Genomic DNA, 22,127 nt, shown 5'->3' with positions numbered 1-22,127 from the left:
ACACATATGAGTTTAATTTCGAAAGACGATCTTATCAAAGCTTCCGGCTTAAGTAAAATCGGGTTCTTCAAGAACCCGGTAGCATCTGCTGTGATGAGCGTTGCTAAAATAAATGCAGTAAACAGACTATACGATAAACTAAAAGACAAGGAAGGCAAAGATTTTTTCGACTCATTTGTGAGAGAGCGGAATTTAAGCTATGTGGCTTTTGAGGAAGACCTCGCAAAAATTCCGAAGACAGGACCGTTTATTCTGGTTTCGAATCATCCACTGGGTGCTATTGACGGAATTTTAATGTGTAAGATCCTTTCAGAGGTACGTCCGGATTTTAAGGTGATGGGAAATTTCCTTTTGGAAAAGATCAAACCAATGGAACCGTATGTAATCGCTGTAAATCCTTTTGAAAACAGAAAAGAAGCATACAGCAGCTCTTCCGGAATGCGTGAAACCCTGAAGCACCTTCAAAACGGAGGTTGTGTAGGTATTTTTCCTGCCGGAGAAGTTTCTAACAAAAATAATCCCTACGGAGAAATTTTAGATAAAGATTGGGAAAAAACGGCACTTAAGCTGATCAGAATGGCTAAAGTGCCGGTGGTTCCTATGTATTTCCATGCCAAGAACAGCCGCCTTTTTTATCAGGTGGCCAAACTTCATCCCAATTTACAAACTCTGATGCTTCCTGCTGAAATGATGAATGACAGGGAGAAGCCCATCAGGATCAGAATAGGACGTCCTATTACGGTAAAGGCTATGGATGAAATGGAAACCATAGAAGAATTGGGCGAATTCCTTAAGCGTAAGGTGTATATGATGAAATCTTATTATGAAAAGAGAAAATCATTGGCCCAAAGCATCAATCTTCAGAATTTATCGGTAAAATTCCCTCTGCTGAAGGAAGAAAATATTGTTCAGAACATCATTGATGAAACTCCGAAAGAGGATATTCTTAAAGATATCAGTAAACTGAAAGGTACGGACAAAATGCTTTTCAGCAACGGAAATTACGAGATCTACTTTACAACCTATGAAGAAATTCCTTCTGTAATGAGGGAAATCGGGCGTCAGAGAGAGCTTACTTTCCGGGCAGTGGGTGAAGGCAGTAACCTGCCATTTGACCTTGATGAGTATGACAAGCATTATCATCACCTTTTCCTTTGGGACAGCGGTGAGGAAAAGCTTGCCGGAGCCTACAGAATGGCTTTAGGAAGGGAGGTCATGAAGAAATATGGCATCAAAGGTTTCTATACCAGTTCATTGTTTGAGTTTGAGCAGGACATTCATCCGTTCTTTAAAAAGGTAATTGAAATGGGCCGGGCTTACATCTGCCAGGAATATCAGCAGAAACCTCTTCCACTCTTCCTTTTATGGAGAGGAATTGTGCATGTATGTCTGAGAAATTCCGATCATAAGTTCTTAATGGGCGGTGTAAGTATCTCCAATAAATTCTCAGAATTTTCGAAATCGCTGATGATTGAGTTCATGCGTTCCAATTATTTTGACTCTGCAGTGGCACAATACATCACCCCGAGAAATGAATATAAAGTAAAGCTTCGTGACAGGGATAAGAACCTTTTCTTTGAGGAAATGGAATCTGATCTCAACAAACTGGATAAAATCATTGATGACCTGGAACCGGAGCTGAGACTTCCTGTTCTGATCAAAAAATACATTAAACAGAACGCAAAAGTAATCGCCTTCAATGTTGACCCGAACTTCAATGATGCGATTGACGGATTGATGTACATCAGGATCAGTGATCTTCCGGAAAGCACCATTAAACCGGTATTGGAAGAGATGAGCGACCAGATCAGAAAGGAGCAGGAAAATAATACATCTGAAAATCAGTAAGTTTTTAGTTTTATTCAAAAAAAGTACGATCAATACTTGCTTTGTATGGTAAAACTTCCTACTTTTGCATCACTTTAAAACAACGAAGTAAGTCAAACAACAATATAATGGTTTCTTAGCTCAGTTGGTAGAGCAATGGATTGAAAATCCATGTGTCCCTGGTTCGATTCCTGGAGAAACCACTTGAAAACCTCTGATTAGTCAGAGGTTTTTTTGTTTTATCTTTCATCACTCATTCACGAATATTTTGGATCAGGTACAGACATGGAGGCAAAAAAGTAATAAATAAAGATAATCCTCAAACCTTATAGGTTTATCAACATATGCATTATAAAACCTATAAGGTTTCTACAAAGCTTCTCCTCAAAACTTAGAGAGAAATATTTTTTTATTAGTGATAACATCAGGTTAAAAGTACTGGAATGAGCAGAGATTAAAGACCAGACAGATTAGAAATAAAGTTCCCGCAGGGGCGACAAAGAATATTTATACAACGTATGAATAAGATAAACAAAGGCGTAAACTTAGCAAAGTAATATAAGACTTGTATCCAAAATTTCTTCGGAAAGTTTTCAGACAGAAAAATATTTTAATTTAAAAGCCTGTTACTGTAATCCTTAAGGATTCCACCTGAATATATTATTAAAAAACATTAAAAAATCCTTGTGAGATATTATAAAATGTACTACTTTTGCATCACTTTAAAACAACGAAGTAAGTTAAACAACAATATAATGGTTTCTTAGCTCAGTTGGTAGAGCAATGGATTGAAAATCCATGTGTCCCTGGTTCGATTCCTGGAGAAACCACTTGAAAACCTCTGATTAGTCAGAGGTTTTTTTGTTTTTCAGTGATATAAACTCAACACGTTAAACCTCATTAAAGCATTAATAATCAAACTTGAAATTCATTATTAACATTTTAACAAAATAAGCAAAAAGTTAAATTTTGTTAAATGTTATAAATGTAAGGTTTATATTACTAGTTTTATATCCGTCAATAGTGACATAAATAAAAAAACTTTTAACACATGAAAAATTTAGAAAAACTGGAGAGCTTCCAGTTAGAGAATGAGAAATTGCTTAATGTTTTCGGAGGTGAAGGAGGACCTGCAAAACCTTCTTTTGACCTTGGCGTTACTTCTACAGGAGGAGGAGAAACATCAGAACAGAATTGGCCAAGCCCGGGCTATTGTACTACAATCAAATATACATCCGATACAATGGTTGCCAATGGACAATATATTTATCACAATCAAACGATAGTATACCAGGGACCAAACTAAAATAAAAAATTCAGGAGAAGTATCTCTGATACTTCTCCTGTTTTAATTACTTTCCCATGAAACTATTCATCACCTTTTTCTTTTTATGCATAGGTTCGTTCACCTACTCCCAAACACAGGAACTTACCAATAAAAAACTGATTCTCTACTACGAAATTATCAATAAGGCAGAAAACAAAATTGTCAGCAATAAATTAGACAGCGCTCTTATTTTATACAAAAAAGCATTTAAAGCTTTTGACCGTCCTCATGCAAAGGATCTTTATAACAGTATGCAAACCGCGTTAAAAATAAAGGACACAGATTATGCTTTCAGACAATATCGCTCTTTAAAGTGCCTTGATTATCCATTTGAAGACCAGTTTTTAACTCAATATTTTCCTGATCACAAAAAAACTGATGATGTACACTGTACAGTATCATTAAACCAATCCTACAAAAAGTCTCTTGATTCTTTATTTACAATGGATCAGTATTACCGAAAGCTTTCTGGAGGAGACTATGCCAAATACCAGAAAGAAATTACAAAAAATGACAGTATTGCATCTGTAAGACTGTTAAAGCTTATCCAACAAAAAGGATTTCCTAATGAATACGACTTAGGCTTACAATCTGCGGGTAAGGATTTTTTCCATCAGTTTTATTTTATTATCTGGCACCAGACTTCCAGCAACAAGCTAAAACCTCAGCAGGTCAATTTTTCCAATGAACTGATAAAAGCTTTAAATCAAGGCAAAATTACTCCTGACACCACTGCTTTTCTACTTGATCTGAATAACAGTACCAACAATTATACCTCCCGACATTTTGACATCATTGAGTTTATTAAAAACGAAGGAGATCCGGCAAGACCTCATGATAATATAACTGAAAATTTAAAAAAAGCTGACTGCTGCTATGTCCATCAGTGGTTCTATCCGAAAAACAGGGGAGAACAAGGAAATATTTTAGTTAATCCCATTAATGAAAACAGAAAAAAACTGGGTATGAGCAATCTTGATGATAACCTTAAAAAGAAAGTTTTCACTCTACGTCACAAAGATTTTATTCTTCCCCAGGCCCAAATTGTAGGCATGAGTTTCCAGACAGCAGAAGATGCTAAAAAAATAAAAAAATTCTTATTAAATTTAAATGATTCTCATCATTAGTGCAGATAACGATACCATGACAGATGCAGTCTGCGTCTGGTTGTCCCGGTTAGAAAAACAATTTGTCCGTCTTAACGAAAATCAAATCATTGAAGCGGTTTCTTTTGATTTCAAAAATTCTTTTTTTACAGTAAAAATCGACGGACTGAAATACGATCTGAAAAATTTTCAATCGGTTTTTTACAGAAACGGATCATTGGTATATGGTGGATTTACCGGAGAAATAGATGAACAGCTTCTCTCTTTTTTTAATTCGGAGCTTCATGTTATAACGCAGTTCATTTATTATTTTCTGAATATATCAGAAGCAAGAATATATGGAAATCTTACTACAAAAGAAGTGAATAAGCTGGAAGTCCTTCATATTGCTCAGACTTTGAATTTTAAAATCCCTGATACTTACATCTATTCTCAGCTTCAAAATATCCTTAAGCTTGATCCTTCAGGAAAGTATATTACAAAATCAGTAGCGGAAATGGCTCATATCTTTCATGAAGGTGAGCTGTATATGAATTATACAAAAGAAATTAATATTAGTGAAATATATTCCAGGCAGGATAATATTATTCCTACCCTGATTCAGGAAAGAATAGAAAAGGATTATGAAATAAGAGTGTTTTTTTTCGGAAATAAAATATGGGCTATTGCAACATTTGAATTTTCGGAAGAAATTGATATCAGAAATACCTCTAACAGCGATAAAAAATATCTTCCGATCAATCTTCCTTCAGACCTGAAGAAAAAGATCAAGCAGCTTGCCAAAAAATTAAAGATCAATTGCGGAACGATTGATTTATTGAAATCAAAAGAGGATTATTATTTTTTAGAGGTTAATCCTGTCGGACAATTTCACACAGTCAGCCTTTACGGCAATTATCAGATAGAAAAATATATTGCAGATTTACTATGAAAAAACTACAGATAAAAGGTACTGAATTTACTTTACAGGAATGGAAAAAATGTGGCGATGTAAAAAAAGTCACGTATTCTTCCAATAAAGATATTAAAAGCAGCAATACTAAGATTTTCCGTTCTGTAAAACATTATTCATTATTACACTGATCTATGTTTTTAAAATTATATCATTCTGTAAAAATTACTGCCGGAGCTAAACAGGCAATCATATACGATACAGCTTCAGGTTTTTTAAGAATAATCCCCAAAGGGCTTTTTAATCTGATTGCCAATGAACGGACCGATTACAGTTCACTGAGGAAAGAGATGGACCCGGAAGATCTGCCGATTCTCAATGATTATCTGAACTTTATTATCACTCATAAGCTAGGCTTCACCGTAAAAGACAAAAAAGAACTGGGAAATTTTAGAAGTAATTCTTCTTTTAAGGAAAATCCAACCCTCATTGAGTATATTATTATTGATATTTCCGATCCTGTTCTACTGAATAAGCAGCTGGCTGGCCAGATCAATGATTTACAAATCAAATTTCTGGAAATCAGAATCATAAAAGAGATCAATACAGCCAATATTAAACGGATTATTTCAAAACTTACTTTGTTTGATAATTCTTCTCTACATGAAATTTCAATTGTTGCAAAATATAGTTCTGAATTAGTTGATAGTATAAAGCAAGGAAATATTCATACCAATAAACTGATCAGATTTACGTTGTATTCTTCTGATCTGGACAAAGAGGAAACTTTTGGTCCGGTTATTTTAAGCCTGATCAGACAGGATATAGCTATTCCCACCAGTTGCGGATGCATTAATGCTAAAAATTTCAACTTAAATTATCATTTTAGCTTAGAATCTAAAGCTCATAACTCCTGTCTGTACAAAAAAATTTCAATTGACCAAAATGGATATATACGGAATTGCCCATCCATGCCTGAAAGTTTTGGAAACATCAAAAACACCTTACTAAAGAACGCTGCCAACACTCCTGATTTAAAAAAATACTGGAATCTTACAAAGGATAAGATCGAAATATGTAAGGACTGCGAGTTCAGGGATATCTGCACAGACTGCAGAGCATATACAGAACGAACCCATACAGACCGTAACGGACTAGATATTTCCAAACCTTTAAAATGTGGTTACAATCCCTATACCGGTGAATGGGAAGCATGGAGCACCAATCCTTTAAAACAAAATGCCATAAAGTATTATGAAATGCAGGAATTCACCACAGATGTTTCCTGACCGTAATACCATAAATAGATTTAATTGCCGGTTTACCGTTTTAAAAACTCCAGCACAATACTATTGAACAATACAGAATTTTCATCGGGTAAAAAATGGTTTTCCCTTTTTACGATTTTCAATTCTGAATGAGGTATATTTTGAGCGATCAATTGGGTATGTTTTTCCAGAATAAGATCTTTTTCCCCAGCCATCACTAAAGTTTCCGCTTTTATTTTGGAGAGCTCAGATGCGGGGATATTGGGTTCCTTCAGAATCATTTCTAAAAGTTTTATAGTTGTCCTGTTCTTAGGATCGTTTTGTTTTTTGAGCCGGTCGATATCTTTTCGGGTCTGGAAAAGAATTTTGGAGGTAACAGCTTCCTCAGACGAGTTAAGATTGGCGCCCATCAGCACCAGTTTATGTACTTTTTCCGGCTGCTCCATGGCATAGAGCATTCCGGTGATGGCTCCGTCACTCCATCCTACAATACTGACTTTCTGAAGCTGAAGCTGGCGGATTATTTCTTCCAGGTCTTTTTCAAAAATCTGGTAGTTGAAAGATTCAGTGTCATTATCTGTACTCTTCCCCTGCCCTCTTGTATCAATGGCAATTACCTGATAGTATTTTGCGAATTCCGGAATCTGGTTCTTAAATGTGTTGATAGAATCACCATTCCCATGAAGCAGCAGCAAAGGTTCTCCCTGTCCGTATATTTCACAGTAAATCTTTTTACCGTCTGGCATGGTTATGTACTTTCCCTTAACCGGATTGTAACCGTAATAGGTTTCATAATGAAAGGTATTGTTCCGGGAATCAAACATAAGGGCATTATTATCTCCTAATTTTACAATAGAAGCCTTTATATGATCATTTTTATTTAAAGAGACTGTGTTTTTATAAGCTTTTAAAACTTTTTTCACCTCATCAGTCTCCTCAAAACCAGAGTTTTCCATCGGAATACTGATCCAGCCGCTCTGAGACTGAATGCTTAATTTGAGGTTATCGAAGTAAAATTTACCGTTTCCGAAAGCCAGCAGATAAAGCCAGATTAATTTTGACTGCGGATCAATTTTACCTTCTATGGTAATGGTTTTCCAGTTTTTATTTTCTGTGGATGGAGAAATTCTGTTCTGTGCTGCCGTATGATTCAGCAGATCAAATTTTTCTTTTCCCACCTGTACTGTATTAATCCCTATTTCTGTTATTTCATCATAGTTTTCACATCTGATGTCTGCACTGAACCGGTAATTTTTTCCACTCCATTCCGATACGTTGATTTCTCTTATTAAAGCGACTTCATTGCTGTTCTTTCTGCTTTGTGCCAATATGACATTTATATTAAGAATTAACAGTAAAACAGTACTGAAAATTTTCATCTGATTCATCATCCGGTATTTTATATAATGACATTCTTTTGATCTCTACTGGTTATGCTCCATTGGAAAAACGTATTGCTCTTTCCAGCACTTCATCTTTCTTATCCAGAATGCCTTGAACCGTAGGCTTTACTTCTATATCAGGCACAATTCCGATTCTCTGGGTTTCTGTTCCATCCAGATTATACATTCCAATTCCGGTAAAAATTGTTTTGATATTCCCCGGCAGTGAGATAGTTGCTGTTACATTGCCGTCTGCTCCGGCTGTCTGACTTCCGATGATCGTTGTATTGGGCCCTGCACGGAATGCCATAAGGCTCATTTCTGCAAAACTCTGGGTAGTCTCGTTACACAGAACAATCAATTTTCCTTTGTAATAATCGGGAGTATCTTTGCCTATTTTGACATTACTCATATATTCATTACTTAAATAGCTGAACTGTCCAGGCGTTACAACATTACCTTTGGTCATTCTGCAGAAGTCTTTCGGCTTATCAAAAAGATAGTCTCCGATTTTCATGAGAAACATGGTTTCTTTCGGATAGGTTCTCATATCGATAATAATGGCTTTGGCTTTTATGGCTTTCTGCATAATTCCGTCAAGATCTTTTACATCCAGTCTTCCAGGATGAATATAAGCGATATCATTTTCCACCATTTTGAAGGCAGGTTCTCCCTGATTTTCTTCAATAAGAGATTTTTCCAGAGGAAGTGTTGTTACTTTAATCGTTTTTAAAGTACCGGATCTTTTCACTCCTACTTCAATCTGAGGATCATTGGTTCTTAAAAGACTTACTGCAACTTTTGACAGGCGGACAGGTTCATTAGAGCCAGATGCATAGGGCAGCTGTTCCTTAAGCAGCGTTTCAACGGCCTTCTGGTTCACAGATACAATTTCATCGCCCTGAAGGAGTTCATTTTTATTTCCGTTCTTTTCTTCAAGACTTTCGGAAACCACCGGTCTGTTACCCACAAATACCAGATTCACGGCAGGTCTCATTTTACCATATTGTTCATATAAGGGAGGAGTTGTCCATATTGACAATATCGCATGTGAATCCTGTATTTCTGCAACCATAGAAGCTACTGCAAGTTTGTAACTCATTTCATTTTCTGCTTCTGCAAATTTTGGAATCAGCTCTATCAATGTTTTATCCCAGCTTTTTTCAAGAGTGTTTTTATACGGATAAAAATATTCTATCATATTCCAGTATCTGTACAGGCTCAGCAGTCTGAAACCCGCATCGGGATATTTGAACTGAGCATAAGCCGCTTCATTCTGAAAATAAGGAATAGGCATATCCTCTGAATATATTTTAACGTAATGATTTTCCGGCTTTCTCTCTGCCCTGGAAATATTCATCAGCGACTCACTAAGATCTTTACCTAATGATTTGCTGATCCATTGTAAATCCGGTTTGTATCTTACTTCTGAATTTTCTTTTACGTCTGTTCTTTTGGAGAAATCCCCAAGAGATGCTGTCCAGGTAAGAAGAATCTTATTTCTTTCTGATTCATTTTTAGCTGAAAGAATTCCGGGCATTACCTTAAAAAGTTCATAATCCCAATTGAGTGTCCCTGAATTGGCTTTCGGATGATAATATTTCAGAAAGCCCCACACTTTTCCAAGAACTGCAAGATCTCTGATCTGAGTTCCGGATAGCTTCTGAACGGATACGGATGAACCTTTATCAAAAGTATGATCTGTAGAAATATCTGTTCCCTTAGCAGTCTGGGCAAAACTAAAAATACTGAACAGAAACAGTAAGAGGGTAAGAAAAAAATTTATCATAGCGCAATAATTTTAAAATGGCCGGAACTAACCGGTGTTCATCAAAATTATTCTGTATTCAGCTGATAAAATTGTAAAAATGGAAACTAATCCGGGAAAAACCAGTTCACCGATCCTTCATTCAGTGATTTATTTCCTTTAAAGAACTGTTTGGGAGACATTCCTGTCAGTTTCTGAAAATCTTTAATAAGATGAGACTGATCATAGAATAAGTTGTCATAGGTAAGATGGGTAAGATTTCTGGATGATGTAAAACTTTGCAATGCTTTTCTGAACCGAAAAATTTTACGGAATTCAGAGGGTGTTTTACAAAGGTGCTTCGTGAACATCCGGGCCAGGTACTGCCTGCTTAATCCCATTTTATCTGCAATTTCAGAGATATCCAGATCTGTTTTATTGAGCATATCCAATGCATTTTCGAGCTGTGAAAAGTCTTTATCCCGAAACTTCCGCAGCCAATACGCTTCAATTTTCTCCTGTAAAACAGTCTTATCCGTTTCATCAAGAATCTCTGAAATAAAGGCTTTAAAATCCTCTTCATAATCAAAAAACTGAAGCCCTCCCCGTTGAAGGCCGCTTAAATCTTTGTCAACAAAATGATTAAAACCAAGAGGATAAAAACAAAACGATATTTCTCTGACTCCTGATTCGTAGGTTCCAATGAGAGGTTTCTGAAAGGCAATAGCAACCGTAGAAACAACAGATTCCCCAGGTGAATTTGAATAGTGGATTTTATTAGATTCTATATGCAACCGAACATTATGGTATATAGAAACGACACAGTGATTGGAAGGAAAAACAATATATTCTGTCTGAGCATCTGCTGTTCCGCTTTCAAAAATATAAAATCCTTCCAGATATTTTTTCAACAACTCATCTTTCGTTTTTATAAACCTGAAATTCATTTTTATCCTATTACCTGTCCTATTTTAATCTTAGAAGTCTTTTTTAAATTTAAGAATTTATTTTTAATGAATATTATTCTTAACATGATGATATTAGATTTATAAAATTTAAGTGAAAAAAATTTGTGGTTAAATTATTTCCTACGAATGCCACGGATTTTACAGATGTTTGCGGATATTTTTCTTCTGAATTTTATGAATTTATTGTATAGGAAGCCAGATGAATGATTTTATTATTTAGGCGGACTAAAGTCCGCCTCTATTGAATAAATTCTGCATTTTTTGTATTCTCTGATCCAGCATTCTATGGTAAAAAGCAAATAAAATATGTTAAAAATTAATTTGTAAATTGGCTCAGGTTAATTAACCTCCTAAAAACTAATCACTTTAACCGTATGAAAAAATCAAACCTGCTTTTCACTTTGCTTTTACTGATATTTCCTTTATTGATTTTCTCTCAGGCAAAGGATAATCCCGAACTTCAGAAAATGGCAGACGATGATCAGAATGCAAGAAAGGCTGCGAATATTGACTGGTCTGTTCTGAGTAAGGAAGACAGCGACCGAAGAGCCAGAATTCTTATTCTCATGAAGGAAGGCAAAGTGCAGACCGCTAAAGATTATTTCAATTCCGGAATTGTTTTTCAACACGGAAACGACAGTATTTCTTCAGGAATGGCTGTTAAAAGTTTCGGGCAGGCCCTGAAAATGGACCCTACCCTGAACCGCTGGTGGTATGCCGCTGCCGTAGACAGAGACCTGATGCGCAGAAACCAGCCACAGATCTACGGAACCCAGTTCTATAAAGATCATACAACTAATGGAAAATGGGCACGCTATAAAATCGATCCTTCTCAGATTACCGATGAACAGAGAAAATATTACAGTGTTGAAACCCTGAAAGAACAGGAGGAAAAGGAGAGAAAAATGAATCTCATCTCCCTGAATGAAGCCTATAACAACGAAAAATCCATTGACAAGCTGATTCCGTTTATAAAGTCAGAATATAAGAAAGGACTTGCATCAAAATATAATATGGGTGAGGGAGAAATCAACAGTTTTGGCTATCAGCTGGCCAGAGAAAAGAAAATGGATGATGCCCTGAAAATATTCAGACTGAATATAGAACTTTACCCTAATGCCTGGAACACCTATGACAGCTATGGTGAAAACCTTTTGATAGTTGGCAAAAAGAAGGAAGCCCTGGAAAATTATAAAAAATCCCTGGAGCTTAATCCTGATAATGAGAATGCGAAAAAAGTGCTGGGGAAATAGGGTTTGAAAGGAAGCTGGAAGAGGGAGGATGGAAGTTACTAGCGGTTTGTGTTGTAATGATGATTTTTTATGGGAACTTTCTTACAATGTGAGATTATTTCTCATGACACGGATGCCCCTGCTATTTGTTTTCAAAATCAGATTCCGTATCCAGCAGATGCTCAGGCAGCAGGTTTCCATTCTGGTAATAGCTTATATCTTCGGATATGGTACGCTGTAATTTATAAAAACCTTGAAGCGAAAAGTAATCCCAATCCTGTTCTGAATCGTAAGCTCTTTGGTCTATCGCAACCTCCAATAAGCCGTTCTCATCATACAGGCAACGAACAGCTTGGTATTTCTTACCATTTTCATCTGTATCGTACCAATATTTTACCGTCCTATCATGTATAGGAAGATGAGTCTTATTATCTAATGTCTGAATACAGATATGATGGGCATTAGGGTCATCAGCATTGTAAACGACTTTACCGACTAAGGGAATATGATTTCCACGGATATATCCTTTACTGGTATCCACGATAAAATTCTCTATTACCACTCTTTTTACAATATCAAATCTTTCTGATTTACTGCTCAGTGTATGGAGAACTTCTGCTTCATTTTCACCATCATAGATGTAATACTCAATACATTCAATTTCATCATTATTGATAACATGCTCTTCTTTAAAGGGAAGATTATATAATCCATCAATCCACCTGATTTTAAAATTTTTAAGCCGAAGAGCTTCCTGTTCTGTGATTTTTTCACCCCAAATGGGATAATATTCTTTGATCATTTTCTAGTTTTTTTATGTGATAATCATTCTTCAAGGAGATGAAGCAGATACCCGGGCAGCAGATCACTATTTTTGTAATAACTTAAATCGGTTGAGTTCTTATCCTGCAGGAGCTGAAAATGATCCCGGTCATAATAATTCCAGTCCTGTTCATCTGAGTTATAGGGCATTTCTATGGCTTCCCGCAATAAACCGTTTTCATCGTAAAGAAACTCTATGGCTTCATACCGTTCTCCGTTTCTACTTGTTTTATAACAGTATTTCCGGGTTCTGAACGGTATAGGAAGACGGGTTTGTGCATCCAGTACATGAATACAGATATAGTTGTCATTAGGATCATCCGTTGTATATACTGTTTTTGAAATTAAGGCTCCGTTTCCGTTGGTAAGGGAATAATCTTTATTGACATCCACCACAAAATCTTCTGCCATTATTCTTTTTTTAATCTGAAACTGTTCCGATTTACGGCTCAGATGATCGAAAACTTCCGCTTCACTCTCATCGTGAGCAATAAAGTACTGAATGAAATCCGGCTTACCATTGATAATATGCTCCTCTTCTTTGAACGGAAGATCTGATAAATGTTCTGACCACCTGATCATAAACTCTGTATGTTCAAGGGCTTCCTGTTCTGTGATCTTTTCACCTGAAAGACCGTAATATTCTTTAATCATATAATTTATTCTACTCTGTTTATACCACCGGAGACTCCGGTAATATCGGATACAATGAATGATAATAAGGATGCGCATTCCAGAAATCCCCGCCAAAGAGTTCTATAAAGTCTTCAACATTCATGGTATGGATTTCTCCGGTAGTTTCATTGACATCTTTGATGTAAGTAACAAACCGACTGATGCGCTCATCAAACTCATAGGTAAACCTGAGCTCCAGATCCAGCAATCCGTTTTCAGTATCTATATCGGTTCCATAATAGTATTTTGAAGAACAGTACGCCGAATGCCGCATTACCTCCTCCGTCTGTACATCGAAATTAATCTTTGAAACCATTCTTCCCCGGCTGTCATAAACAATCCTGCTTCTGAATCTTAAAACCCCTTCTTTGTTATAATCTCTGGCGTCCCACATTTCAAATCCGTGTGCTGTCTGTTGATTTAAATAGACGGTCAGGGAATGATTTTCAGTTTCACCCGTATACTGCCGGATAATATCCGTTTCACTTTCCGAAGGATCCAGATAATATTCGCACCAGGTACGTGTTGTTCCCGGCTTTGACATAAAAATGATATTTTCAGTCTTTTTCAGCCTTCCGGTAATGTCATCATAGGTATGAATGGTTCCTCCTTTCGTTCTGTCGAATTCCTGTTCCGTCACCATCTGTCCGTCTGAGTTTTTATATCCGGTCATATCACTTCAATATTATTTTCTGCAAAATAGTCTATTCATGTCATCATGATTTGTTTTTTAATGGGGATACCATTTCTGATAATACCGGATCCTGCTGATCACATAGGATTGAAGTGTTCCTCCTGCTCTTTCATAATATTTTTCCTTAGTAGGATCATTTACCATCTGGTTGACAGGCGGATCATCTCCTTCATCCAGAAATACAAATACAGGAAGACCATGAGAAACCAGATCGATGAAAAAGAATGGCCGCTCTATGGTAAGATCATACAAATCTTTCAGCTCTTCTCTTTCTTCAGCTTGCAGTTCTTCCTGGCTGTCATAAATGTTATAATCCAATGCATGACAGAAATTTCCGGCCAGTAATAGAAGTTCCTTTAAAGCGACAGGAAATAAGCGTCCGTCATTGTACTGTTTTTCCAGATTTTCTATTTCTGCATCGCTTATTCCTTTATTGGTAAAGGAATCTGCTGTGTGGTGATCTTTTAAAAACTGTAAATATTTCATTCTTTCTGCTCTTTGTCAATTACTCTTGAAATTCAGTTTAATCAAAATACTTCCATTTCAGATCCATTTCATAATCTTTGTGGGGCCAGGTTCTTTCCAGCATCTGGATAAGAGCATCCATTACGCGGATTAATTCTGCGGTTGGAAAGGGTTTCTTGTCAAGAATATATTTCAGGGTAAGATCATCCGTAGGAATGCTCATTAATTCTTCTACGGAGATAAGGTCTCCTTTATTTTGCAGTGTTGTCTTCACATTATCCAGGATCTGTATCATGGCCTGTTCGTCTGCCGGTGAACTGACTTTATCAAACAGGCTGAAATACATATGACCTCCGCTGTATCCATTGATATGAAATTTTGTATCCTCCAGCAGATCAGATTTATTCGGGATAAGATGTTCAGGTTTTTCCATTTCCTGAACAATATAATGCAGTACCAGCTGCATCATCGTTTCCGCGATCCAGAATCCTTTATCTTTTTCGTATTCTACAAGTGTTTGTCCCATGATATTTAGTAAGGAAAAGTATGTTATTTTTTACATTTACCGTATTCTGAAATGACGTGGAGCAGGTTTTCTTCGTTCTTAAGATCCAGGCTTTCTTTTTTCAGCTGATCGGAAAGGCTTTTACAGTCTTTGAGATAATCGGCCAGCTTTTCAGAAAGTTTGTCGTTGGATCTGTTATCGAGCATCTGCCCTTTAGGCTGAAGGTCTGTTTTGATGACATATTTGTGAAGCTCAACAGGATCCTGAAGCAGCATAATTCTATTTTCTCTGGCAACAAGTCTGTAGAAATAGGCATTATTTCCATGCATACTTCCATAATTCTGAAGTTTTTTCATGAACTCTCCTTTCACATCCAGTCCGTAATAACATTCTTCATTTCCGTTCGGGGAAACACAGAAGTGAACGCCTGAATCTGCATCATAGACTTTCGTAGCCATGCTTCTCATTCCTGGAAGCTGTTTTTTCAAAGTTACTCTTTGCCCGAACAGATCGGCTCCACCTTCGGGAAGTTTCTGGCCGGTTCTTTCCGTATCCAGCATTTCAAACCAGATGGTGATCATTCCTTCTGTTTTTTACCGGATTTTTCGACTAAATATCCTGGTACATCGTATAAATTGATGCTCCTGTTAATGGCATCATCCACTTTAGCCTGCTGAAGTTCTTCATTTTTATAATAAGCCTGATGTTCCAGTGTATATCCTTCTATGAAGAGATTGGCTATAAACTCACTCACAAAAGCATAATCTGAAGACGCATAAGATCGGGAAGCTGTAAAGGTGAATTCATTATTATCAAAAGTTCTTACCGCATAGGTTTTCATGCCCTGGGTCTGATACATCGTTGCTACTTTAATACCATCAAGATCACTTACCTCCAGACATGGCCCTGTATTATTGAACCCAACGCAGTTATATGCTCTGGAGTAACCAATGATCTTAGCCGGATAAGATCCGTTATTGATCAGGATCTCTCCTTTTGATCCCAGTCTAGGATTATAGAGGTTTCTGATATTATCCAGTCTGCTTTTTCTTTCATTATCTTCTGCAATACTGCTTGTTTTTGCTTTCAGGTATTTGTCGCCAAGATTTTCCCTTGGGGTTGTAAAGAATGTTTCCAGTTCAGCTTTATCAAAACCATTTTCATTGAAAAGCTTATATTTTACAGCCAGTTGATGAGCAACAATACGATCCGGTTTAAAAGAAGTAATGAGCACTTCATAAGGAATCTGCGTGGTCTTTCCATCTGCCGATTTCATATCCAGATAGTAGAGAATTTCTTCTTTGGCCAGGGAAACTCCTTTCAGATCGGCATCAAAAACCTTTTCATTGGCTAAGGTATAAAACTCAAAATGATCGCGGTAAGGTGATTTCAGAATGCCTATTTCTTTTTCATTGAACTGGATTTTGTCTTTCTTCAGCTGGATTTTCTGTGAAAACAGCAGGGAAGAAAACAACAGGACTGCCAGCAAGTACATTCTCATAATTTCATGTTAGTTTTAGGAGGAGAAAAATACGAAAAATATTGGATAAGGACGGAAGATGGATGCAGGAAGATGGAAGTTATGAAAGTCTGGAAAACAGATGGCTGTTTTTTATTTTCATGTTGGATGATGTTCTGCAGGAGGCCAAGAAAAAGTACTCCGCGGAACAGTAACTTCCAGCTACCCTCTTCTGGCTTCCTTTCCCTAAGAATTAAGCCAGTTCAAGCATTCTGCAATCTGCGGCTTACTGATAAATATTTCCGTATTGACTTCCGGTTCCGGGGAAAGCTTCAGCTCTACTTTCTGACTTGAATGTTTGATGATTTCGGTAACCGCTTTTTTGTTGATGATGAATTTGCGGTTCACTTTGAAGAAAACCTGCGGGTTCAGCTTCTGGATGATATCTTTAATGGTATCATCGAAAATATAGGTCTGATGATCTATTGTGGTGAGAAAAAGGTATTTTCCCGAAGCAAAAAAATACGCAGTATTGTGCTCGTGTATTGATTTGAGTTTATTTCCTTCTCTTACCATAAAACGTTTCATCATTTCTGAGCTGCCATCCTGCTGTAATGCTGAGACGGATTTCAGGAGAGGTTCGGGATCAAAATTATTTCTGATTGAAATGAATTTCTGTAAAGCTTTATGTAAGTCTTCCTCTTCAAAAGGTTTCAGAAGGTAATCTATGGTAAAATGCCTGAAAACCCTCATCGCATATTCATCAAAGGCTGTTATGAAAATGATCGGCGTGAAAAGTTCCACATGCTCGAAAATTTCAAGGCTCATCCCGTCTCCCAAATGGATATCCATAAAGACAAGATCTGCAGAATCTTTACTGAAAAAGTCTATTGCCTGTTTTTTTGAGCGAAGAATAACGGTCTCTGTGACAGGAACGATGTTCTGTTTATCCAAAAGGTTTTTCAGATAATTAACAGCCAGGAGCTCATCTTCTATAATGGCAATTTTCATAACGGTACAAAAGTACAAAAAAACCGCTAGAACGTTTAAGCTCCAGCGGTTTCAGGGGATGTTAATATGAAATGTTATAAGTTGGGGTTATTCTTCTTTGCACTCATCGGATATTCTATGGTATATCTCGGGTCATTCTGCTGAAGAATATACTCTTTACCGCTCACGGTATGTTTTATTTCTTTCTGATTGGCTCTTCTTAAATCAAACCAACGGTGTCCTTCTGCGGTAAATTCTCTGAATCTTTCATCCTGGATGAAATTCATAAATTCTGCAGCATTCATCGGGGTTATTGTATTCTGAACAGAGGTATAGCCATCCGGAGTATATCTGTTTTTGGCCACTTTAAGAAGGGTTTGCTTAGCTTCATCAAGTTTATTCAGTTTTAATAATGCTTCGGATTTAATAAAATACAATTCAGACGTTCTGAAAGACACTTTAAAATCTGCAGTTCCTTTTTTGATGATTTTATACTTATCATTCTTCTTTTCAAAATAAATTCCGAATCTTTTGTCTGCAGCCGTATTAAATTTTGAAATCAATTCCGGAGAAGCATATGATAAGTTTCCGGCAGCATCGTCAAACACAGCATCCAAAGCCATGATCGCTTCTGCTGAAGCGTAATGATTGGGTAAGGTATTGGTTGTATTCAAATCCGTAAGACTTCCTTTCATTAACAAAGCCTGCTCTGAATATTGTAACGCCTTATTCCAGTCACTCTGATAAAGGGCTATTCTTGCCTGAAGAGCATTCACTGATATCTTTGAAAATCTATAGCTGATATCTAAAGGCTGCTTCTCTGCCACCATTAAGTCCTCCGCTTTTTCCATATCCGCATGAACCTGATTGTAAACTTCCTGAACGGTAGAAGGCTTCAGGACTGCTTCCAGATCAATTTCCAGACTTAGCGGAACTCCTCTGTCTGTAGATGCAGTAGCGTTATTGTATGGTTTTCCGTATAAATTAACCATATCAAAATAGGTATAGGCACGCAATGCATACGCTTCTGCCAGAATCTGCTGTTTTTCAGGAGAATCTGCCATTGTCTTGCTTCCTTCGTTGATGATCTGGTTCAGATAGAATACCACGGAGTAAAACTTCACCCAGGGAAACTCCATCGTTGCTGCATCGTTGTTGGTGTCTTTCCACATGGCAATTTCACGGTATACATTGAATTCATTCAACGTTTCATCCAGATAAGTTTCATCTGTACGAAGGGCTGTCAGAGATTTATGACTCGGATATTTGGCATAGGCTGAGGTAAGTACTTTTCTGTAATCCTCAACAGTTACCGGAATCACTTTTCCTTCAGGCTGAATATCTAAAAATCGATCGCATCCTATGCTGGTAAAGCTGATCAATGCCAATGCGATACATGCTGTTATTTTTTTCATTTTTTTCAAGTTTTAAAAAGAAACATTAAATCCTACGGTAACTGATTTAGGAATAGGCTGTGCATAAATATTACCATAGGTTTCCGGATCAAAATACCCTTTATACCCATTACTGAATACGAACAGGTTGCGGCCTTCAACACTCAATCTCAGACTGCTGATGCCCATAGGAGCGGTAAATTCTTTAGGAAGCGTATACCCTAAACGGATGCTGCTTATTCTTACATAGCTGATCTCTTTAGCCCAGATATCAAGCAGACCGTAGGCATTGGAAGGATTGCTCGTCAGCCATTTATTCCCCATCCAGCCGGGATTGTTTTCCATTTCGGAGCCTGTAATTCCCGGAAGTGTTGTTCCTGCTTCGTAGACATCTTTTGTATAATTTCTACCTCTATCCAGTTCCATTCCCCGGTAAGAAGGTGATCTCATTACCGTCTGCTTGAAGTTGAAAGCTGCAGAAACGGTAAAGTCAAAATTATGGATTTTAAAGGTGTTGATAATACCTCCTGTAAACTTTGGATCTCTATCCCCGATATAGGTAAAAAGGCTTCTCATTTCTGCCTGTGAAAGCTTAGAATCTACAAGCTGGCCCGGAAGAAATTCTTCATATACATCATAAAGCTTGAAGAAATCTGCGATTTTTACTCTTTCATTTCCTTTCCAGAACATCGGGTTTCCGTATTCATCCATTCCTGCTGTTTTCAATGCAAAAACAGCATTCACAGGAAGACCTTCTCTGGATGGAAGGAAAGCATTATCACGAGGCTGCTCGCTAAGAACTTCACTCTTATTATGCGCGAAATTAATCGTAGTTGACCATTTAAAGTTATCCTTATTGATGTTTCTTGTGGATAAAGCCAGTTCAAAACCTTTATTGGTAAGGCTTCCCCAGTTCATCATCGTATAATTGAATCCGGTTTCAAGCGGTGTTTCTTTCATACTGATCATATCTGTCCCTTTTCTGCTGTAGACATCTAAGGTAAGGTTGATGCGGTTCTGGAATACGCCCAGATCCAGCCCAAGGTTTACATTGGTTGTTTTTTCCCAGCGAAGTTTATCATTCGGAGGGCTGATCACGTTAATCACATCTTCTTTTCCGCCCGGCAGAATGGTAGCATTATTATATTCCCCAATAAAGAATGGTGATGTATTTCGGTCAATATTTCCCTGTAAACCGTAGGATGCTCTTAATCTAAGGTTAGAAATGGCATTCAGATTCTTCATGAAATTTTCCTTCGATACCAGCCATGATCCTGAAACCGCCCAAATCGGCAGGTATTTGTACTTTTTATTAACTCCGAATAAATTAGTTCCATCATATCTTACACTTCCGAAGAAGGTATATTTCTGGTCAAAAGTATAGGATGCAGTCGCAAACATAGAAGCATAGGCGTTTTCTGCGACAGGCATTTCACGGTACGTTTCATATTTTTTATCTGCTGCAAAGTTAGAATTCGGAAAAATGATCGGAACACCTGTTTTGGTAAGACTGTCAAAACCGAAAGCTCTTGTAACCGTAGTATTGTCTTTCGTTTTACGGATTTCTGTTCCGGCCATCACATCAATTTCATGTACCGAGTTGATCTTTGTGCTGTAGGTTCCCTGAAGTTTCCAGTTGTATTGGAAAAACTCATTATCCCAGTTTTGTTTTACCCCTCCTTTAGGCAGGAAATATTGGAAGGCACCATCTTTATAATAACGGGTTCCCTCTCTCATCTTTCTGGTATAATAGGTATTTTCAGCAGCAAACTTCTCCGTTTTATTGGTGTCATACTGAAGACCTAACTGTGACGTGAACCTCAGGCTTTTTGAAACTTTATACTCAAGATCCAATATACCTTTCAAGGAATGATTTTTAAGGGTGTAATCCGTATTTTCTCTTTCCTCAAGGAAGTTAAAAGGAACATATTGATCTGCATAACCATCTATATCCCGGTCATATCTGTAGCTACCATCCGGATTGTAAGGTGTCAGATAAGGATTGGCATTTCTTGAATAATTAATGGGGCTGGCCGCCGCATCAGCATCCGTCATGAACGATGAACGCTCACTCTGTGTCCCGAAAATAGAGATTCCTGCATTTAACTTATCGCTTAATTTATAATTGTTCTTTAAGGTAAGGTTATACCGTTTAAAACCTGTACCGATAGTTGTTCCTTCTTCATCAAAATACCCTAGTGAGAAATAGTAATCTGAACGGTCACTTCCTCCGGAAACACTCAGTCCATACTGCTTATTGATTGCATTTCTGTATAGCAATTTTCCCCAGTCTGTGTTGCTGTTTCTCAGACCATCAAGCTGCTGGCGTGTCATAGAATTCAACGCATCCAAACCACCGCTTCTGAAAGCATCAAGCTGGTTATTTTTAGTTAAAATTCTCATGACTTCCCCTTTATCAGCACGGTAAGTAAGGTCAGTACGTTTGGCAAGCATTAACTCAAAGTCTACTTTTTCAGAAGCGTTCAGAAGATTTAGCTTGTCAAAGTCAGGGCGAGATGTAATAAAGGTATCTGCTGAAAAATTCACTTTCATGCTTCCTTTTTTCCCTTTTTTCGTTGTAATGGAAATCACCCCGTTAGCCGCTCTTGCTCCATAGATGGCAGTGGCGGCCGCATCTTTAAGAATAGTGATATCCTCAATATCATTAGGATTCAGGCCTGCAATAGAAAAGTTCTGAAGCTGATCGATATTATCTTTATCGCTGAAATTGGGAACATCGTTTCCCTCCAGCGGAAGTCCGTCAATTACCCATAACGGATCCTGCGGACCGGACAAAGAAGCCGTTCCACGAATTCTGATCTTTGCAGGACCTCCCGGAGATCCTGTTTCAGGAGTCACCACTACCCCGGCAATCTGCCCGGCCAGCATCTGGTCAACACTGGCAACCCCGGACTGGCTGATCGCGTCCATCTTCACTGTAGAAACCGCTGAGGTCTGCTTACGTTTTTCAATCTTCTGATATCCGGTAATAATTACTTCCTGAATTTTATTTTTTTCAGAAACTTCACCCGCCGGCGCTAATGAAATATTATAGTTGGTCTGGTCTTCATCAATCTGAATCAGTCTGGATTCATAGCCAAGATAGCTCACCAATACCGACTTGGTATCGGTAGGAATTTCTAAAGTAAAATTTCCGTTTTTATCTGTAACGGTACCAATGGAAACACTTTCAATGATCCCATCCTGATTGGTTTTGGAAGAAACAGATTGTGTTTCAATTTTAATGGATGCTCCTGCAATGATTTGTGAAGTACTGCCATCCTGAACTTTACCTGTAATCGTTTTCTTTTGCTGCGCCAGCGCAATATTAGCAGCCAAAAGAGGTAAAAGTATTAGAGTTTTTTTCATTTCCG

At 37.5% G+C, this 22,127-nt stretch carries 21 protein-coding genes and 2 tRNA genes; 10 read left to right on the top strand and 13 right to left on the bottom strand.

From position 1 onward, the window contains the following. Positions 1-6: 6 nt before the first annotated feature. The 8 genes from FW768_RS21800 (at position 7) to gwsS (ending at position 6,441) form a co-directional block, all read left to right on the top strand. Positions 7-1,848, top strand: a complete 1,842-nt coding sequence (locus FW768_RS21800; RefSeq protein ID WP_153399178.1) for a lysophospholipid acyltransferase family protein — start codon at positions 7-9, stop codon at positions 1,846-1,848. Between the two features lie 109 nt (positions 1,849-1,957). After that, positions 1,958-2,030 (top strand) — tRNA-Phe (locus tag FW768_RS21795). Positions 2,031-2,584: 554 nt separating this feature from the next. Further along, positions 2,585-2,657 (top strand) — tRNA-Phe (locus FW768_RS21790). Between the two features lie 221 nt (positions 2,658-2,878). Then, positions 2,879-3,133 carry a hypothetical protein gene (locus FW768_RS21785; protein ID WP_153399176.1) on the top strand — a complete coding sequence of 85 codons (255 nt, stop codon included), beginning with the start codon at positions 2,879-2,881 and terminating at the stop codon, positions 3,131-3,133. A gap of 56 nt (positions 3,134-3,189) precedes the next feature. Next, on the top strand, positions 3,190-4,281 hold the full coding sequence (locus FW768_RS21780; RefSeq protein WP_153399174.1) for a hypothetical protein: 1,092 nt from the start codon (positions 3,190-3,192) through the stop codon (positions 4,279-4,281). After that, positions 4,265-5,191 carry an ATP-grasp domain-containing protein gene (locus FW768_RS21775; protein WP_153399172.1) on the top strand — a complete coding sequence of 309 codons (927 nt, stop codon included), beginning with the start codon at positions 4,265-4,267 and terminating at the stop codon, positions 5,189-5,191. Before FW768_RS21780 ends, FW768_RS21775 begins: the two co-directional genes overlap by 17 nt. After that, positions 5,188-5,343, top strand: coding sequence for a hypothetical protein (locus FW768_RS21770; RefSeq protein ID WP_153399170.1), 156 nt, complete (start codon positions 5,188-5,190; stop codon positions 5,341-5,343). The genes FW768_RS21775 and FW768_RS21770 overlap by 4 nt, the downstream gene beginning before the upstream one ends. Before the next feature lie 3 nt (positions 5,344-5,346). Beyond that, positions 5,347-6,441, top strand: coding sequence for a grasp-with-spasm system SPASM domain peptide maturase (gene gwsS, locus FW768_RS21765; RefSeq protein ID WP_153399168.1), 1,095 nt, complete (start codon positions 5,347-5,349; stop codon positions 6,439-6,441). Positions 6,442-6,473: 32 nt separating this feature from the next. Here gwsS and FW768_RS21760 read toward each other — a convergent pair whose 3' ends face one another. From FW768_RS21760 to FW768_RS21750, 3 genes are all read right to left on the bottom strand, one after another. Continuing rightward, positions 6,474-7,808 (bottom strand): alpha/beta fold hydrolase, encoded by a 1,335-nt coding sequence (locus tag FW768_RS21760; RefSeq protein WP_185152031.1) that lies wholly within the window; start codon positions 7,806-7,808, stop codon positions 6,474-6,476. Between the two features lie 43 nt (positions 7,809-7,851). Continuing rightward, positions 7,852-9,591, bottom strand: a complete 1,740-nt coding sequence (locus tag FW768_RS21755; protein WP_153399164.1) for a S41 family peptidase — start codon at positions 9,589-9,591, stop codon at positions 7,852-7,854. A gap of 86 nt (positions 9,592-9,677) precedes the next feature. Next, entirely contained in the window at positions 9,678-10,496 is an 819-nt protein-coding gene (locus FW768_RS21750) for a helix-turn-helix domain-containing protein (protein WP_153399162.1), read from the bottom strand. A gap of 395 nt (positions 10,497-10,891) precedes the next feature. Here FW768_RS21750 and FW768_RS21745 point away from each other — a divergent pair, with 395 nt between their 5' ends. Next, positions 10,892-11,770 (top strand): tetratricopeptide repeat protein, encoded by an 879-nt coding sequence (locus FW768_RS21745; RefSeq protein WP_153399160.1) that lies wholly within the window; start codon positions 10,892-10,894, stop codon positions 11,768-11,770. Between the two features lie 121 nt (positions 11,771-11,891). On the opposite strand, the gene FW768_RS21740 is transcribed toward FW768_RS21745, so the two are convergent. The 7 genes from FW768_RS21740 to FW768_RS21710 are packed head-to-tail and all read right to left on the bottom strand — an operon-like array spanning position 11,892 to position 16,411. Beyond that, a complete protein-coding gene (locus FW768_RS21740; protein ID WP_153399158.1) occupies positions 11,892-12,551 on the bottom strand; it encodes a hypothetical protein in 660 nt (219 codons plus the stop codon). A gap of 23 nt (positions 12,552-12,574) precedes the next feature. Next, a complete protein-coding gene (locus FW768_RS21735) occupies positions 12,575-13,225 on the bottom strand; it encodes a hypothetical protein (protein ID WP_153399156.1) in 651 nt (216 codons plus the stop codon). A gap of 19 nt (positions 13,226-13,244) precedes the next feature. Beyond that, positions 13,245-13,919: a hypothetical protein gene (locus FW768_RS21730; protein ID WP_153399154.1), complete on the bottom strand. Its 675-nt coding sequence runs from the start codon at positions 13,917-13,919 to the stop codon at positions 13,245-13,247. Between the two features lie 57 nt (positions 13,920-13,976). After that, positions 13,977-14,426 carry a hypothetical protein gene (locus FW768_RS21725; protein WP_153399152.1) on the bottom strand — a complete coding sequence of 150 codons (450 nt, stop codon included), beginning with the start codon at positions 14,424-14,426 and terminating at the stop codon, positions 13,977-13,979. A gap of 37 nt (positions 14,427-14,463) precedes the next feature. After that, on the bottom strand, positions 14,464-14,931 hold the full coding sequence (locus FW768_RS21720) for a hypothetical protein (protein ID WP_153399150.1): 468 nt from the start codon (positions 14,929-14,931) through the stop codon (positions 14,464-14,466). Positions 14,932-14,954: 23 nt separating this feature from the next. Further along, a complete protein-coding gene (locus tag FW768_RS21715) occupies positions 14,955-15,491 on the bottom strand; it encodes a hypothetical protein (RefSeq protein WP_153399148.1) in 537 nt (178 codons plus the stop codon). Continuing rightward, entirely contained in the window at positions 15,488-16,411 is a 924-nt protein-coding gene (locus FW768_RS21710; protein ID WP_153399145.1) for a hypothetical protein, read from the bottom strand. The genes FW768_RS21715 and FW768_RS21710 overlap by 4 nt, the downstream gene beginning before the upstream one ends. Before the next feature lie 41 nt (positions 16,412-16,452). On the opposite strand from FW768_RS21710, the gene FW768_RS23875 reads away from it, so the two are divergent. Beyond that, positions 16,453-16,584 (top strand): hypothetical protein, encoded by a 132-nt coding sequence (locus FW768_RS23875; RefSeq protein ID WP_262885786.1) that lies wholly within the window; start codon positions 16,453-16,455, stop codon positions 16,582-16,584. 31 nt (positions 16,585-16,615) lie between these two features. On the opposite strand, the gene FW768_RS21705 is transcribed toward FW768_RS23875, so the two are convergent. The 3 genes from FW768_RS21705 to FW768_RS21695 all read right to left on the bottom strand — a co-directional run bounded on the left by FW768_RS21705 (position 16,616) and on the right by FW768_RS21695 (position 22,122). Next, positions 16,616-17,380 carry a LytR/AlgR family response regulator transcription factor gene (locus tag FW768_RS21705; RefSeq protein WP_153399142.1) on the bottom strand — a complete coding sequence of 255 codons (765 nt, stop codon included), beginning with the start codon at positions 17,378-17,380 and terminating at the stop codon, positions 16,616-16,618. Positions 17,381-17,454: 74 nt separating this feature from the next. After that, positions 17,455-18,774, bottom strand: a complete 1,320-nt coding sequence (locus FW768_RS21700; protein ID WP_153399140.1) for a RagB/SusD family nutrient uptake outer membrane protein — start codon at positions 18,772-18,774, stop codon at positions 17,455-17,457. 12 nt (positions 18,775-18,786) lie between these two features. Next, entirely contained in the window at positions 18,787-22,122 is a 3,336-nt protein-coding gene (locus FW768_RS21695) for a SusC/RagA family TonB-linked outer membrane protein (protein WP_153399137.1), read from the bottom strand. Positions 22,123-22,127: the final 5 nt, after the last annotated feature.

Source organism: Chryseobacterium vaccae (assembly GCF_009602705.1).
Taxonomy (GTDB): Bacteria; Bacteroidota; Bacteroidia; order Flavobacteriales; family Weeksellaceae; genus Chryseobacterium; species Chryseobacterium vaccae.
Note: the sequence above shows the minus strand (reverse complement) of the source record. Positions and strands in the feature narration are given on the sequence as shown.

Bases quoted from the DNA above. Each gene is read 5' to 3' on its own strand.
- FW768_RS21800 (WP_153399178.1), top strand. From the start codon at position 7: ATGAGTTTAATTTCGAAAGACGATCTTATCAAAGCTTCCGGCTTAAGT.
- FW768_RS21785 (WP_153399176.1), top strand. From the start codon at position 2,879: ATGAAAAATTTAGAAAAACTGGAGAGCTTCCAGTTAGAGAATGAGAAA.
- FW768_RS21780 (WP_153399174.1), top strand. From the start codon at position 3,190: ATGAAACTATTCATCACCTTTTTCTTTTTATGCATAGGTTCGTTCACC.
- FW768_RS21775 (WP_153399172.1), top strand. From the start codon at position 4,265: ATGATTCTCATCATTAGTGCAGATAACGATACCATGACAGATGCAGTC.
- FW768_RS21770 (WP_153399170.1), top strand. From the start codon at position 5,188: ATGAAAAAACTACAGATAAAAGGTACTGAATTTACTTTACAGGAATGG.
- gwsS (WP_153399168.1), top strand. From the start codon at position 5,347: ATGTTTTTAAAATTATATCATTCTGTAAAAATTACTGCCGGAGCTAAA.
- FW768_RS21760 (WP_185152031.1), bottom strand. From the start codon at position 7,808: ATGAATCAGATGAAAATTTTCAGTACTGTTTTACTGTTAATTCTTAAT.
- FW768_RS21755 (WP_153399164.1), bottom strand. From the start codon at position 9,591: ATGATAAATTTTTTTCTTACCCTCTTACTGTTTCTGTTCAGTATTTTT.
- FW768_RS21750 (WP_153399162.1), bottom strand. From the start codon at position 10,496: ATGAATTTCAGGTTTATAAAAACGAAAGATGAGTTGTTGAAAAAATAT.
- FW768_RS21745 (WP_153399160.1), top strand. From the start codon at position 10,892: ATGAAAAAATCAAACCTGCTTTTCACTTTGCTTTTACTGATATTTCCT.
- FW768_RS21740 (WP_153399158.1), bottom strand. From the start codon at position 12,551: ATGATCAAAGAATATTATCCCATTTGGGGTGAAAAAATCACAGAACAG.
- FW768_RS21735 (WP_153399156.1), bottom strand. From the start codon at position 13,225: ATGATTAAAGAATATTACGGTCTTTCAGGTGAAAAGATCACAGAACAG.
- FW768_RS21730 (WP_153399154.1), bottom strand. From the start codon at position 13,919: ATGACCGGATATAAAAACTCAGACGGACAGATGGTGACGGAACAGGAA.
- FW768_RS21725 (WP_153399152.1), bottom strand. From the start codon at position 14,426: ATGAAATATTTACAGTTTTTAAAAGATCACCACACAGCAGATTCCTTT.
- FW768_RS21720 (WP_153399150.1), bottom strand. From the start codon at position 14,931: ATGGGACAAACACTTGTAGAATACGAAAAAGATAAAGGATTCTGGATC.
- FW768_RS21715 (WP_153399148.1), bottom strand. From the start codon at position 15,491: ATGATCACCATCTGGTTTGAAATGCTGGATACGGAAAGAACCGGCCAG.
- FW768_RS21710 (WP_153399145.1), bottom strand. From the start codon at position 16,411: ATGAGAATGTACTTGCTGGCAGTCCTGTTGTTTTCTTCCCTGCTGTTT.
- FW768_RS21705 (WP_153399142.1), bottom strand. From the start codon at position 17,380: ATGAAAATTGCCATTATAGAAGATGAGCTCCTGGCTGTTAATTATCTG.
- FW768_RS21700 (WP_153399140.1), bottom strand. From the start codon at position 18,774: ATGAAAAAAATAACAGCATGTATCGCATTGGCATTGATCAGCTTTACC.
- FW768_RS21695 (WP_153399137.1), bottom strand. From the start codon at position 22,122: ATGAAAAAAACTCTAATACTTTTACCTCTTTTGGCTGCTAATATTGCG.